This window comes from Lysinibacillus sp. BPa_S21 (assembly GCF_023337795.1).
GTDB lineage: Bacteria > Bacillota > Bacilli > Bacillales_A > Planococcaceae > Lysinibacillus.
Map to the genome: position 1 here is coordinate 437,633 of NZ_JALIRS010000004.1, position 14,552 is coordinate 452,184.

Below are 14,552 nucleotides of genomic sequence, written 5' to 3' on the forward strand. Positions count from 1 at the left end.
AATTTCCTCCAATTATTATGTATTTTTTTATAGTGAATATCTGCTATCAAAATCATCACTAGACGGAATTAGATTTTCACGCTTACTAGAAACTTCTCTGATTGCAGGTTTTTCTGAATTTGTTTCTTTGTTTGATGTAACCATATCAACTAACATTGAATTTAATTGAAGAATTGCATTAGATCCTTCTTCATTTTCATAAACTGTTTTATTGATTAATTCTTGTACTTCTTCTGATTCAAATTTTTCTTTAGCGTTTAAAGCTTCAAATTTACCACCATAAAACTCTTTCTTTTCATTTAAAGCCTTATCCAATTCTTGTTGTTGGAATTGTTCTTTAAATGGAGTAAGTTCATCCACTTTAGAATTCAGTTGAACGATTGTTTCAGATGCAGTATTGAATTTATTTTCAATTGTTTTCTTATCTGTAGAAATAGTATTTAATTGCTTTTCTAATTCATTTACTTTTGATTCTTTCTCACTTAATTGAGTAGATACCTCTTTTAACTCATTTTGAATTGACTCGAATTGACTTACTTCTACCCAATCACGTTTAATCGTAACCTCTACTTTCGAATCACCATCAATAACAATTGAATCATTTTCACCTTTAGAATAATTAAATTTAAAGTACTTATCATATTCTAAATTATCATCTTCATCATATTTGTATGTATTAACAACAAAATATGTCTCATACACATCTGAAATATAAGAGTATTCTTTTTTACCTAAGAATGTTTCAAGTTGTGTATAAAGTAGGGAACGAACGTCACTATGAGATAATTCGTAAACTTTCTTAAAGAATTCCATATTTTCTTTTTCCTCCTTGTCTTTCTGATTAATCGCTTGTGCAACTAATTTTGTTAATTTAGATTCATCATAAGCAGGGTATATCTTATTATGACCGCCTCTATCTTCTGAGTTTAGAATACAATGTCCTTCATACACATAATTAAGAACTTCTGTAATTCCATTTTCTACTCTATAGGTGTCATATAAAATTTCCATACTAGATAAAACATTGATTCCTTCATCAATCCACTCTTTTAATAATCCGACTACATTAGGAAATCTAGAAGTCCATAAAATGCCTTTACCTACTACTACTTCTTTCTCATTTCCTTCATTATCAATAATAGTTTTAATGTATGCGTCTTCTGTAAATACTCCAATAGGAATTGTATCCATTGCTACAATCTCACTACCATCTTCACGATATTTATCTATGTACATTTCATGAGAACCTAGTGCATCGTCATTAGCACCTGCTTCTGAAACAGGATAATATCTAGCAACTATAGGCATCCCGTTTAGTGTGTGTAATGATTTTTTAGCAGTTTCTTTAGATATGAAAGCGTAGTTATGAGATACTTCAAATCCATGTAGAATAAATTCAACTTCTGATTTCGTAGGATTATCTGTGTCAGTAATTGAATTTAATTGTATTTCAAATAAATGCCTTTTTTGTTTCAATATTTCACCTCCTTTAAAAGACTAATTACACTTATTCAGGCAAATCGTTACCATTTCCTGTTTTTGATTTAACAGTATTATCATTGTTGCTATCTACTTCTGGTCTTCCACCTTTTTCACCTGTCATAGTATAGGTGCTTTGATAAGGGCGAATTCTGTCTTGTAAATGAAGTTCTTCAGTTTCATAGATAGTTTGTTCAAAGTAACTCTCCCAAGAAACACCATCCAAATGATCAACTACATGTTTAATTGACCATCCTTTATCATTTAACCTCATTAAAATATCCACTTTCTCTTTGTGAGTAAGTGGAGTTGATTTATCATATTCCATTACAAAATTGTCTTTTTGAGAAGATGGGAGAATTAGATTAATCATCTTTTGGTAACATTCTTGTTCCACATCCTCTAGTAAAACTCCAAGTCTCTTATAGAATGTATCGAGATTAAGTTTAGATGCACTAAAGTTACCGCCATCACCATTCAACAATGCTCCAGACATACCGTATGCAGTCTTAATATCTGAATTGACACTTTCATACTTTTTGTCACCTAGTCCATCAGTAGAAACATCAGGGAAATCTAACTTCGCAAAGTCTGGTATTGTTACTACAGTTACACCCTTAGTATTACTTTTTTCTAATGCTTGCTTAACACCAGAATGGACTTTTTGCTTTACAGGTTTAGGTAGTTTTAAGTTCGTCATTGTATCATACTTTTCATTACCATTTACCCCTACAGTTAATACTGCAACAGCATTAATAATTTTATTAGCGATAGAATACTCTACATCTTTAAGTTTCTTCTTATGTAATACATCATATAAACCAGATGTCACTAAAGACGTGCCTAATCCTTGATTTCTTTTCAATGTTCCAATTCTCAAAACAAAAGTTCTATCTTGTGGTAATTCTTTATACTTGTATTTAGAAGTGTCTTCTTGGTATTTCTTATAGTCTGCTTTCGTAAGATATGGTGACATGTTATTGAATTGTTCATTACGAAAATCCTCTTGTAATGTTGAAAAATACTCCATATCTATAACGCATTGCCATTCACCATTTTTCCTATAGGCAGGGAACACCATTGATACATCATCAAATATATACGGGTAAATATTGTTCTTGTCACCTAACCAAATACCAACTAAAGTTCCAGATGCAGATGTTTGTTTAAGTAAATCACGAGTCAAACGCTTATGTTTTATTTTGTGAAGTGATTTGTTAATCATTCCGATATGCTTATCTGTGTGTTTATTCTTATCAAATGAATCTATTTTATAGTTTAAAGAGGGGAGTGCTTCAATTAATTCGAATAATTGATGTATTTCGCCAGAAGAAATATAATAATATTGAGCTAAATCTTCAATTTCTTTTTGATATGTATCTGGATTAGAAAAATATTTTTTAAGTTTTTCAGCATCTACTTCTTCAATAATCCCTTGTGTGAATAAATTGGTAACAAATCCAGAAACAAAGGTATTAATGTAATCGTTATAATCATTAACCATTCTTTTATATTCTTCTGTCTCTGTATCTATTTGTACAACTTCTGACATTCGTTCACCTCCAATACTTTAATATGATTAATTATTTTATGTATTTTTTAGAAGTAGATTAATTCATCGTCTTCTTCATATGTACTAAAATCAGAAGATAGATTTTCAGTTTCTAAAATTTTAGCTAAGTAGTTAGAAAACGCTAGAGAAGAGTATCTGTCTTTTCTCTTGCCTGATTTTTCTTTTACTTTAATAAACCCACCTACAATTTCATGATCTAAGTTAACCAACTCATTTACTAATATTGTAGTTTGTAGATAAGGCTTAATGTATTCTGCTTTTTTCTCCTCGGAAGCATTCAAATAGTATTTTCGTTCAGCTAGAATTTCTCTAGCTTCTAAATCATTAATAGGTAACTCTATATTAGAATTTTGTAAATTTACACGTAGGGAAGACGCTATTTCATGATTCAAACGAACACCTGCTTTAATTGAGAATATAACAGGTAAAGGATTTTGTGATTTTGCACGACTTCTCATTTCATCATCGTTAAATGAACACCATGCCTCATATTCAACATCTCTTTGTTCATCATATTGGACTTTTACTAACTCATCATAAACTGACATACCATTACCATGACAGTCTAGTGCTATGTATGATGCTTGAAAATCTTCAAATATCTGCTTTATTCTAATAGCCTGATCTTCAGAATGTTTACCTTCTATCGTTTCTATATAAGAAACTTTTCTTAAATACGTACTACCATTAGGAATTAATCTAGTACAAGTAAGTACAGTATTATCATTTGCCTTACCACCCATCAAAGCTATATCTATCCCTATAATCCTAACTTCTCCGTCTTTTAGTTTTTCTTTTCTTTTATTCTTTAATTCTGAGTAGTCCACATTATCTATAGGATAGAATATATTTTTCAATTTTCTGTTCTTATTAACATCTTCTAGAGCAAATAATGCATTTTCATTTTGACCATACATTAAATTTTCATATTCCATCATGAATCCCACTGAATCAAAGTTAGAGCTTTCTTTGTCTTTCTCGATACGTTTTTTACTCAATAATCCATGATGCAGGGAAGTTAAGTAATCCAATGAAAATAACATGGAATCTTTACCTTGAAGCATCAAATCCCTAGATGATTGCATAGCTTTCCACATCCAGTGAGATGTGTACCAAGCACTAGAAATATAAAGCTCGATATTCTCTTCTGTTAAATGAGCATACTCAGGTTTCTTTAGATACGGTGGTTGTCTATAAACATTCAAGAAAGGCTTAAGTACAGTATTTAAAATACCAAAATCTATCATTCTGAATTCTTCGCATATTAAAATATTTCCTCGATAACCTCGTGAACCATCAGAAGAAGTTACGGCTTCTATAGATGAGCCATTATGAAAAATTACTTTTGCATCATTTGCTGAGGTTTTAATTTGTTTAATCTCTCTAGCAACATTCGGATACTGCATCAGTTCTTTTTCTATTTTTTCTGTAATGATTAATCTACTTTGTGATTTTTGACCAGAAGCTATTATAACTTTAGTATTAGGATAAAGTATACAGCGAGAAACTGCGTATATCGATATGATAAATGATTTAGATAATCCACGAGCAGCAATAATCATTACATATGAATTCAAATTCATAAAAAATATCAATATCTTTTGAAACAGGAATAGTTCTATACCTAGATAATGTTCAACAAACCTATGTACATTCAAACGATAAAACGAAGTCCATTTCCTCATTTGAGTACGCATTCTATCATTTTTACTTGTATTTTCTATACGTTTTTTATTTGGATTGCTTTTGATTAATTGATTTTGACCCTTAGAGTGCTTATTTCTATCTACTTGAAAGTTTTGATGTGACGACATTATTTATCATCCTTTACATCAAAATCTTTTGATATGTTGAAAATATTTTTAAACGGTCTAACAAACCACTTTTCTATGTATCTTCTAAAATAATCATAGTCTTCATATGTCTTTTTATTTTCGAAGTATTCACAAGGCTCATCATTTTCAATGGTTTTAATCCACATACCATAAGTTGAAACACCTTTATCATCATTCATTCCAGAAGACTGAATAGGCTTAATGTTACCATCATTATGCATTTTTGAAGATAAATCCATTAAGTCTTTATAAGATTTAATATTACCTTTTTCTAGTTCCTTCTCTGCTTGCAAATGTATTTTAGCTAGATTTCTATAAATATTTATTTGGGCAGGTGTGTCTGTAGGGAAGTTGTTCTCATATTCTCCATAAAAATTTTCTAAAAATATGAAATCTTGTTCCGCAAAGTTGTTTCCCCAAACTCTTTTCATTTTCTTTATTTCTTCTGGTGAATAAATATAATCTTCTTCATCTAATAAACGAACTTCTTGTTCCGATGCTTCTTTTTTAACTTTATTATCAAAATCAGAATCATCCCATGTCAGATCTCTAAAATCCTTCATACCTAAGTTCTTCATGTATAGTTTGAATATATCTGACTTTGTATCACGAGAAAGGGATTCATTTTCTGCTGCGTTCCAAATATCTTTCATGTATGGACGATTAATAGATAAAAGAACCTCTTTTACCTTATTGATATCATAACTTACCTTATCATCAGGAATCACATATTCCCATAAACATTTCTTACATGTATGAACTCTACCTTTATTTTTCATAAAATAAGAGCTTGATGAGTAGAATTCTTCTATTTTCCTAATATTTCCACAACAACAGCAAGTTATTTCTTTATCAGTAGACAACTATAATCCACCTCATTTCTATAAATAAAAAAAGAGACACCGTTTATACGACATCTCCAAATTCGCCATTTATGTAGTTGTTCTTAAATTCTTTAAATTGATCATATGTATTATTCTTATTACCATATATTGCATGAAATTTATTATGCAAACTTTTACAAATAACTAACCCTAAACCATATTTATTATGTAGTTCTAAACAAGTATTAGTTAATTTTGATAAGTCGTCATCACTATAATCATCTAAGTTTTCATGGACTTTAAGATTCAAACAATTTAAAGCTTCATGTACAATCTTATGAAAATTATAAGGATGATGAACTACTAAATTTTCTTCTGAATTAGTAAGGAGACATCTATAATTTGCGTTATCTAAACTATCTTTTCTCCATTTACCTAATTTACCTCTAAGATAATTATAGATATTAGTTACTCCGCCTTGCCAATTATAATAATTTTCTCCACTTATCTTTTCATAGCGACAAGCCTTACATCCACTTTGGAAATTCTTAACTATATTGTAAGAAGTGATCTGTATTCCAAGACATTCATGCTTATTACAAATAAATTCTATTGGGTCAGCATAGCGCACATATTCACTTAACATAGTATAATTCAATTTATTAAATGCCGATAAAACTTCAAAAGAGTCTGTTCTATTTTTATCAGAAACACTTTCTCTAAAACTGTATAGTTGTGAATTATGATTGACTCCATGAACTAATTTCATATACTCACTAGTCTTTCTTCCTTTACATGAGTTGCAAGAATCTTTTTTGATTGTGCTATTCTCATTTTGTGATATGTATTTAAAATAAGGTTTATGTAATATTCCTCCACAGTAATCGCATTGTACATTTACTTTCATATGCGATCCTTTAGGTACGTGTTTAATATCTACAATAATTTTAGAACCTTTGCGTACAGTTAAATCTGTTTTACTTCTTTTTGTGCTTCTTCTCCATCTAGGTATTTCATAGCCTAAATCCTCGTAATAAGAGATGTTTGAGCTATTTAATGTTACTTCCACAAAATCGCTTATTAACAAATACATCATTCCTTTATGTATTTTCATTCCTAAAAAATAAAAGAGTAGGGTAGTGTAAGGAATGTGTACACTTATATTCAGGTAGCTACTCCTAAATATTCCTACTCAATAAGCATCTCTGCTTTATTGCACACCTAAATAAGCGGTAAACCTATATAGATGTGTTAAAAGGAGAGATTTCTATAAATATCTACTTAAAATCTAAGTGTAATTATGTATTAATTTAAATAAAATAACCGTTTTAATAAATTTTTAATTTGCTGCACATATATAAAAGCAGTAACTTGATTTCAAATATTAGATTTTTCATATGTATCACCTAATTCAAACGAATATCATATGTACAAAGTTTACCGTATCCTTCTTCTATGATTGTAATCAATGAGCCTGCATTAGCTGTCTTCTTAAGTTTTAAACTATACTCATCGATACCACAAATAGAAGGGGATTGCACAAACTCAATGTTCTGTAAACCATTCATACCAATAGTTTTATTATTTCCATGATGTAAATGTCCAGTTTTGAAAAGGTGAACAGGGACATTATAGATCATCATGTAATCTTTAATAGAAACTTCTAAATTTCTCTCATCTTGACCATGTGCGCTCAAAATTTTAGTTCCTAATACATCAAAATAGATAATATTCTTTGCTTCATATACAGTTACTCGATTATTAGAGCTTAATCGAGTCTTAATGTACCATTCAATTAAACGTTCCATATTTTCTTGAGCAAGTTCACCACGAGAACTATTTAAATAGCGATTCTCACTATGATTACCTAATACTGAACGATAATCGATTGTAACGTACTCAGATAAAGCATTTAACCATTCACTCATAAATTCTGCAAATTGCATTACTTGGTCTGCTACACCTAATTGTTGAAATTGTAATTGGTTCATATGTAGTAAACCGTCGATTGAATCTGATAAATTTAACACCGTAACATGCGTTAGCTTTTCTTTATCGATAATTGCAATAGCATACTCTAATAAATCCCACATTCTACGTTTAAAGATATCTACACTGTACTCAGCTAATACTTCATTATTGAATCCTGTGATTTTACCTTCACGACCAAAATGCGAATCAGCGATATCAATAATTGCTGTACGTTTGTTGTTATTCTCTTTAATTTCAACTTTAGGAACTTGAATAGAGGATAGGTTAGCGATAGCTTGTTCAATCTTCTCATAAATATTTTCAGTACGAGCCTGTTCACGAATCCATTTATTTAATTCATTTTTCTCAGATGATAGCTTGTTACGTTCTTTTTGCAGCTCCAATTTCTTAATAGTAAGTTTATCTAATTCAGTATCATTATTGTGTTTTGAAAGGATATAATCTTTCCATTTTGCATATTGAGCATAATCCTTACGCCACTTAGATTCTGAATAGTTAACTCCGTATTCTCTATTAAGAAGTTCAGCTACCTCATCTGAATCTAATTCATGTATAGACATATCTTCAAATAAGCGAACGTGATAATCCTCGAATTCTTCATTACTTTTACGTTTTAAATCATAAGAAGTCATTTAATCGCTCCTTAATCTTCAATTGGATCAATAGAAGTTTCTAGTTTTCCACTTACAGAAACATGATTACCTAAGAATTCATCTAATTTTGCTGAAAAATCATATGTAGATTCTACACCTTTAACTGTTTCAGTAATGTAATATTTACCATCTTCGAATTTCAGTTTCCCATTAAATCCAAAGCCTTTATTTTCTTTAGCCATAAATTCATCATCCTTTTCTCCGTATAATTAAAAGTACAAAAATAATCCTATCTGCAAAATTCTAATGAACTAATTGTTCTGTTTTTACAGATAGGATTATTTAATTAAAATTTAATTAATAGAGAAGAGTAGGGGAGAACCCTACCACTAACTCCATTTTGTATTTAAAACGTCTGTATTAATTTACTGTGTATTAAAAATTAGCCTTTTAATAAGTCTTTTAATTTTTTATGAGGTTTTAATCCTACAGCACGAGATTCAGCGATATCAATTTCTTCACCAGTGGCTGGATTTCGACCCTTGCGAGCTGCCCGAGTTCGAGGTTCTAAATCAGCATAAGCACCTAACTTTACAGTTTCACCATCATTTACTCGTTTAAAGATCGCATCTACAAACTCTTCTACAATTTCTTTACATTCTTTAGCTTTAATGACGATTCCTTTTGCTTCTAAAATTCCTTGTAAGTCTTTACCTAATTCTTGAGTGTTAATTTTTTCTGTCATAATTTAATTTCTCCTTTTATCCACTTAAATTTGTTTTATGTATTTTGTTTATTTAAAATTCAACGCTTAACTGTATCGTTAAATGTTTTACCTGCTTTAAATTTAGGAACTCTCTTAGCTTCTACTACGACTTCATCTTTACCGAAGTTATTATACTTGCGTTGATTTCTAATTACAGACTTAAAACTTCCGAATCCTTGCAACATTAGCTCATCATATTCATCTGTTAATTTGATTATAGTAGATAGTATTGATTCTATAATAAAGTCAGTGTCTTCTAATCCAATTCCTTTTTGGTTTGATTTGCTTATTGAATCTATAAATTTTTGATTATTATTAAGTACATTCTTTAATTCACGCTTCAAATCATCCCTTTTCGCATTATTCATTATTATCATCCTTTTTATCCTTGTAAATTTCATATTGACATATGTTCAACCTGTATCCACTGTGATAAATACCATTTAGAATGATAACTTCTTACTTCTCATTTTCTTCATATTCTTTCTTACTTTCTCTCTTCTTACTACAGGAGAGCATATTGTACAGTATTTTTGGTTATTGTTTGCAATAATAAATTCTTCATTGCAATGATTACATTTCTTCTTCCTGATTTCTTTTTCTTTGTTATTTCTAATGTAATTCTTCATATAACCAGTCAAACTCTTACAAAAATACTTTACGATATAATTATCTTCGTGCCACGCATCATGTATGACATTTAATTCCCATCCATTTTCCTGTTCGTACTCAAATGGTGACTTGTAATTGTTAAATATTCTAAATATGTATCCATTTATAATTTTCTTATATTCGTTAAAAGGTAATTCTATTTTCTTTCCAACATCTCTTAAACGTAACTCTTCAGTCTTTTTTTCAAAATCTAATAATTGATTTCTTATTTCATCTATATTTACAACTTCTCCATTTTTGATACGTTCAATTGTTTTAAAATACAATTTTTTGGGTTGTATCTTAAAATTAAAGTATTCCTTAGACATATAAACTTCACTATTAGTAAGATACATGTACATATTGTTTATATGTATTCTTATCATATCGATGGAGTTAGGCTTATCATTGTAATAACTGATGACGTGTCTAATTTTAATTTTTTGATAAGGTTCAAAGATTTTAATTAATTCATCATTATTATTAAGAAGTTCTGGTTGCAATTTGAACGCATAGGTTTTTCTATACGTTCTACAACCATAGTCACTACTCCACAATAATCTAATAAATTCATCTAAAGCTTCATCTTCGTTAAATTCTTGATAATCCTCCAACAATTCATTCAACATCGACTTCAGCTCCTACGAATTTATAATACCTTCCTAAGAACTCTTTGCCATCAGTATCATTTTCATCACACTCTACAATTTTCAATTCCTTTGTAATAGTGGAGTTGTTTTTTAAGTTATTAATCATCTCATCACCGAACAAATACCAACATAAGGATTTATCAATTCCCATTGATCGATACGCTGTTTTAATGCAGTAATTAATAAAATCATCAGTAGGCAACGATTGCGTCTCATTTTTTAATGCATTTAACTTATCTCCATATTCAACATACAACTCATTTATGTTATCTTCATCGCATTCACGTAGTTTCTCTGTGAACTCAGTATAGACGGATGATATTTTACGTATTATTCTTTTATCATTTAACTCCAATGAATTATTAGTCAACAACTTCTGACTATTTTTAACTGAATTATTCATCTTCAACTTTTTTCTTTCCCACTGACAAATATATTCACATAATTCGTTCAGTGGGGTAGGGGAGTTAAATGAATCAGTATTTATTTTATCTTCATTTTCTAATGATTTATTTATTTCCTTGATTTTCTTATAACGTTTCATTTTATTAGGGTAGTTATATAGTAAGAAGTGAGGTAGTTTATCTTTGTACTTACTTAGATTCTTTGTCATATGCCATCTGAAACCTGTCTTTAAAAAGTCTATTTCCTTACCTTGATAAAGCCTCAACATGGCAATATTGTCTTCATTTATCTTTTTCCATTTAGGATTTTCTGTATAGTGATTTAAGATAGATGTAGCAATATTTGTTATTTCTCCAATTCGGTTATCTCTGCTGTTAAGTTCATATTTGATGATGTTTTCTGTATCATATGTTTCAGGGTCAGCACCTTTCTTATCTTCCATATCTACTACTATTGGGAGTTTAATCTTAGATTTAATAACTATGTCGTTATCAGTCAACAGAATAGTGTCTCCGTCCATATCCATTCCGCCTTGTTGTTGCATAGTCAAATCGTACATATTTATCATTACAACATCATGATCTTGAAAATGTGAGAACCACTTGTTTATAAATTCATTTTCAATTAAATCAACAATATTTACTTCAGAGGCATCTACTAATGGACTTCGCATAGATGCAACTTTACCTAATGGGAGCGTCTTTGCTAAAAATTGTTCCTTTTTTAAACAACCTTTCACAGTTTTATTAGCGCAAAACTCTAAATAACCTATAATATCTCCAACAACCGTATGATAATAACCTTTGACATATATTTTTCCATATTTCATCATATCAATTGTCTTATTAATCCTACGCTTTAGCATTTTCTTTACGCTGATATCGTCCAACATTGCGTCGTTTATTAATATAGCCTTTTCATAATTGCTTGTGATTTCATCTAGATTACCTGTATTATGTATTCCTAAAAACTTTAAAGCGTATAATTTATCACCATTCACAATGTTTTCAATTAGGTTTGTTGAGTATTTAGCTAAGTTTATGATTTTACCATGATTCGATTCATCTAAGATATCATAATCAAAATCATGTTTTTTATATTTATCTACATATTTAGAATTCAATAAATCTAAGCATTGTAGATATTGAAAGTTCATACGTGAATACAACTTTAATTCGTCCTTGTAATGGTTGTACTTGCTTACACCTAACTTATAGCCGTATTTATTGACGCTTTCTATGTATTTAATCCAACCGTTATCACCATATTCTTTTTTGAAGTACGAATATCCTTTCCACATAGTTGTATTCCATAGGCAATCTATATCATCTACATTATGTACTTTACCAAAAACATCAGTAATTTTATCCACTTTTAATTCATTTTTAAGGTAGTCTTTGAAATTAAACTCGATAGTTACACCTTTCATAAATGGCATTCTTATTTGGAATAAAATTGATTCGCATTTTTCAGAAACAGCATTCCTTAATAGTGTAGATATTTCTTTAGTATGTAAACCGAACCCATCAAAAGGGGAGATACTTATATTAGTAGTATCCTCTACAATGACTCTATTCTTATATTTTTTACTTTCACCTGTATTTTTGTCTACTTGCTCAAATTCCTTTACTTCAGCACATCGAATTTTCTGGTTAGGTATTAATTTTTCATACTCATCTACAATGACAATGTTAGGTAAGTCTTCATTTACGATATGGCACGAGCTAAATATAAGCGATCTGTAGCTTTCGTATTTAGAGATTACACACTTTTCAATTTCTAATCCCAACTTACTACGTTCGGTTAATTCTCTATAAAACTCTTCTTGTATAAATGTTGTAATACCATCCTTACCTTGAGATGGACTTTTGCCATATCTTATGTATTTTTTATCATTACAAGTGAAGCCATCTCTCAATAATTTGATTAACTTATCTTCTCTGTCTTTATTTCTTTTTGCTTCCACAAAAATGAACTCATTAATTAATTTAGAATCATGACCACGTACAATATTTAGTTGTTGAAATAGGAGAGATTCCGGTAATTTAATTTGATACTTTTTCTTTGAGTCATCATCAATAGATAGATGGTAGTCAGATTTAATTATGTCTTGTATTTTGATCTTTAATAACGAGTACATTTTAATTTTCTCCATTCAATCTCTCCTTTTTTCGTTTCTTTCGACATGTCTTACATCGCTTTGGCAACTCTAATTTATTGCCGACATAAAAGAAATATTCTTTCGAAGAAATGTTAAACAAGTTATTACAAGATTTACATTCTTTTTCCCTTGAACCATTAAATGATTTATCAAGTAATTCACTTTTAAATTTATTTTTATCAATAAAAGCATCTCTATGGTCGTAAATTTCATTGTAATTATAGTAATTAAAATAGAATAACTCATCCAATCTATTGAATAGGTGTTTAACTGTAATATTAAAGCCATTTCTATCAAAGTCTAATTTAAAAGACACTTCTTTATAATCGTCATTTAATTCCTCGATAGATTGCTTTAATTCTTTTTCTATTTCTTTATATGCCATCCTATTATGTATATTATTTAACCTTTCCTCGATGTCCAATCCATCATATCTATACATCTTAAAATCCAACTTATACAACGATTCACTTTTGTTACGAAAATGAATATAGAATTTATTAATAGAAAACTCTATGAATTCAACAATATAATCTGCATTATTATTTTTTAAGATCTGATTTAAGTAACTGGTATTTAAGAATTTTTCTTCTATAGTTTTAACTTTCTTTCTTTGTTCTTCTCTTGTCTTTTTATTCAACTTGTCTATAAATCCTTTAATTATCTCATTACTTTTTCTCTTAATTAAAGCTTTTTTGATTAACATGAACTCCTTGGGTCTCATTACTTCTAAAAATAAATACATTTCATCTAAGTTAATAGATTCATCATTTTCATATTTGCAAATTTCAGTCCAAAACCAATCCAACTTCTTAACTAACTCAATATCATACTCATTATTTTGTTTCAATTCCTCCTTCAATTTACCGATAGTATTGTAATATCCACCGTCACGTTTATTGAAATTGAAGCATTTACCGTTATAATATAGAGCTTTGAATTCCGTCGCTTTACTTTCATCAGTTAATGATTGGATATCTACTTCAACAACAATTTTATCTAACTCAATCCAACGATCAATATAATCTTTAACTTGTTTCTTATTGGTATTTGCCATTTCAAAAACAATTTCATTCCCACAAACCGTTTCGATTACGATGTCTGGTCTATATACACCTGAATCTAATTGATATGTAACTTCTGTTTTAAAATCTTTACAAGTATACGTAGGTTTATATGTATGTTTCTCATCTGTATTAATTGTAAATGTATCTCCACGTTCAATAAACTTGTGCTTAAACCAAAAATGCAGCATTGATTCACTTGAGCATTTTTCTTTATCAATGTGTGCAAAGTGGGGAGTTACTCGATTAGATTCTAATGCTCTAGGAATTACTTTACTTGTACAAATAGGGCAGGTATATGTATTATCATTACTTGCGTTTAAAACACCTATAATTTCATTATTTTCATCTCTTGCAAACCATAGATTAACGTTCATAGCGTAGCTTCTCCTTATTTTACTTATAATTTTATGTATTTATTATAATAATTTTAAAACTTAATTTAGTAACAATTAAGTATACGTTTTTAATTAATTCCAATTGATTTAACAAGTCTTTATTATTTTCTAATAATAAGTACCACATCATTCATATTAACGCTGTATTAATTAGCAGCAAT

12 protein-coding genes are annotated in these 14,552 nt (G+C 29.3%); all 12 read right to left on the reverse strand.

The annotated features are described in order from the left end of the window. Nucleotides 1-27: 27 nt before the first annotated feature. The 12 genes from MOK21_RS10530 to MOK21_RS10585 all read right to left on the reverse strand — a co-directional run bounded on the left by MOK21_RS10530 (nt 28) and on the right by MOK21_RS10585 (nt 14,370). Nucleotides 28-1,476 carry an AAA family ATPase gene (locus MOK21_RS10530; RefSeq protein WP_249073891.1) on the reverse strand — a complete coding sequence of 483 codons (1,449 nt, stop codon included), beginning with the start codon at nt 1,474-1,476 and terminating at the stop codon, nt 28-30. A gap of 31 nt (nt 1,477-1,507) precedes the next feature. Then, nucleotides 1,508-3,031 (reverse strand): hypothetical protein, encoded by a 1,524-nt coding sequence (locus tag MOK21_RS10535; RefSeq protein WP_249073893.1) that lies wholly within the window; start codon nt 3,029-3,031, stop codon nt 1,508-1,510. Between the two features lie 47 nt (nt 3,032-3,078). Further along, nucleotides 3,079-4,866, reverse strand: a complete 1,788-nt coding sequence (locus tag MOK21_RS10540) for a terminase (protein WP_249073894.1) — start codon at nt 4,864-4,866, stop codon at nt 3,079-3,081. Then, the gene (locus MOK21_RS10545) at nt 4,866-5,750 is read right to left on the reverse strand and encodes a hypothetical protein (protein ID WP_249073895.1); all 885 of its coding nucleotides are present in this window, start codon (nt 5,748-5,750) and stop codon (nt 4,866-4,868) included. Before MOK21_RS10545 ends, MOK21_RS10540 begins: the two co-directional genes overlap by 1 nt. 43 nt (nt 5,751-5,793) lie before the next feature. After that, nucleotides 5,794-6,798 carry a hypothetical protein gene (locus tag MOK21_RS10550; RefSeq protein WP_249073896.1) on the reverse strand — a complete coding sequence of 335 codons (1,005 nt, stop codon included), beginning with the start codon at nt 6,796-6,798 and terminating at the stop codon, nt 5,794-5,796. Between the two features lie 319 nt (nt 6,799-7,117). Next, complete coding sequence (locus MOK21_RS10555; protein ID WP_249073897.1) at nt 7,118-8,335, reverse strand: hypothetical protein; 1,218 nt, start codon at nt 8,333-8,335, stop codon at nt 7,118-7,120. A gap of 11 nt (nt 8,336-8,346) precedes the next feature. Beyond that, nucleotides 8,347-8,538 (reverse strand): YonK family protein, encoded by a 192-nt coding sequence (locus tag MOK21_RS10560; RefSeq protein ID WP_249073898.1) that lies wholly within the window; start codon nt 8,536-8,538, stop codon nt 8,347-8,349. 200 nt (nt 8,539-8,738) lie between these two features. Next, nucleotides 8,739-9,041, reverse strand: coding sequence for an HU family DNA-binding protein (locus tag MOK21_RS10565; RefSeq protein WP_249073899.1), 303 nt, complete (start codon nt 9,039-9,041; stop codon nt 8,739-8,741). A 59-nt stretch (nt 9,042-9,100) separates the two neighbouring features. After that, nucleotides 9,101-9,430 (reverse strand): HU family DNA-binding protein, encoded by a 330-nt coding sequence (locus tag MOK21_RS10570; RefSeq protein ID WP_249073900.1) that lies wholly within the window; start codon nt 9,428-9,430, stop codon nt 9,101-9,103. 75 nt (nt 9,431-9,505) lie between these two features. Beyond that, a complete protein-coding gene (locus tag MOK21_RS10575) occupies nt 9,506-10,342 on the reverse strand; it encodes a hypothetical protein (RefSeq protein WP_249073901.1) in 837 nt (278 codons plus the stop codon). Beyond that, nucleotides 10,332-12,923 carry a hypothetical protein gene (locus MOK21_RS10580; protein ID WP_249073902.1) on the reverse strand — a complete coding sequence of 864 codons (2,592 nt, stop codon included), beginning with the start codon at nt 12,921-12,923 and terminating at the stop codon, nt 10,332-10,334. Before MOK21_RS10580 ends, MOK21_RS10575 begins: the two co-directional genes overlap by 11 nt. Then, the gene (locus MOK21_RS10585) at nt 12,910-14,370 is read right to left on the reverse strand and encodes a competence protein CoiA family protein (RefSeq protein WP_249073903.1); all 1,461 of its coding nucleotides are present in this window, start codon (nt 14,368-14,370) and stop codon (nt 12,910-12,912) included. Before MOK21_RS10585 ends, MOK21_RS10580 begins: the two co-directional genes overlap by 14 nt. Between the last annotated feature and the right edge of the window lie 182 nt (nt 14,371-14,552).

Bases quoted from the DNA above. Each gene is read 5' to 3' on its own strand.
- MOK21_RS10535 (WP_249073893.1), bottom strand. From the start codon at position 3,031: ATGTCAGAAGTTGTACAAATAGATACAGAGACAGAAGAATATAAAAGA.
- MOK21_RS10540 (WP_249073894.1), bottom strand. From the start codon at position 4,866: ATGTCGTCACATCAAAACTTTCAAGTAGATAGAAATAAGCACTCTAAG.
- MOK21_RS10555 (WP_249073897.1), bottom strand. From the start codon at position 8,335: ATGACTTCTTATGATTTAAAACGTAAAAGTAATGAAGAATTCGAGGAT.
- MOK21_RS10560 (WP_249073898.1), bottom strand. From the start codon at position 8,538: ATGGCTAAAGAAAATAAAGGCTTTGGATTTAATGGGAAACTGAAATTC.
- MOK21_RS10565 (WP_249073899.1), bottom strand. From the start codon at position 9,041: ATGACAGAAAAAATTAACACTCAAGAATTAGGTAAAGACTTACAAGGA.
- MOK21_RS10570 (WP_249073900.1), bottom strand. From the start codon at position 9,430: ATGAATAATGCGAAAAGGGATGATTTGAAGCGTGAATTAAAGAATGTA.
- MOK21_RS10575 (WP_249073901.1), bottom strand. From the start codon at position 10,342: ATGTTGAATGAATTGTTGGAGGATTATCAAGAATTTAACGAAGATGAA.
- MOK21_RS10580 (WP_249073902.1), bottom strand. From the start codon at position 12,923: ATGGAGAAAATTAAAATGTACTCGTTATTAAAGATCAAAATACAAGAC.
- MOK21_RS10585 (WP_249073903.1), bottom strand. From the start codon at position 14,370: ATGAACGTTAATCTATGGTTTGCAAGAGATGAAAATAATGAAATTATA.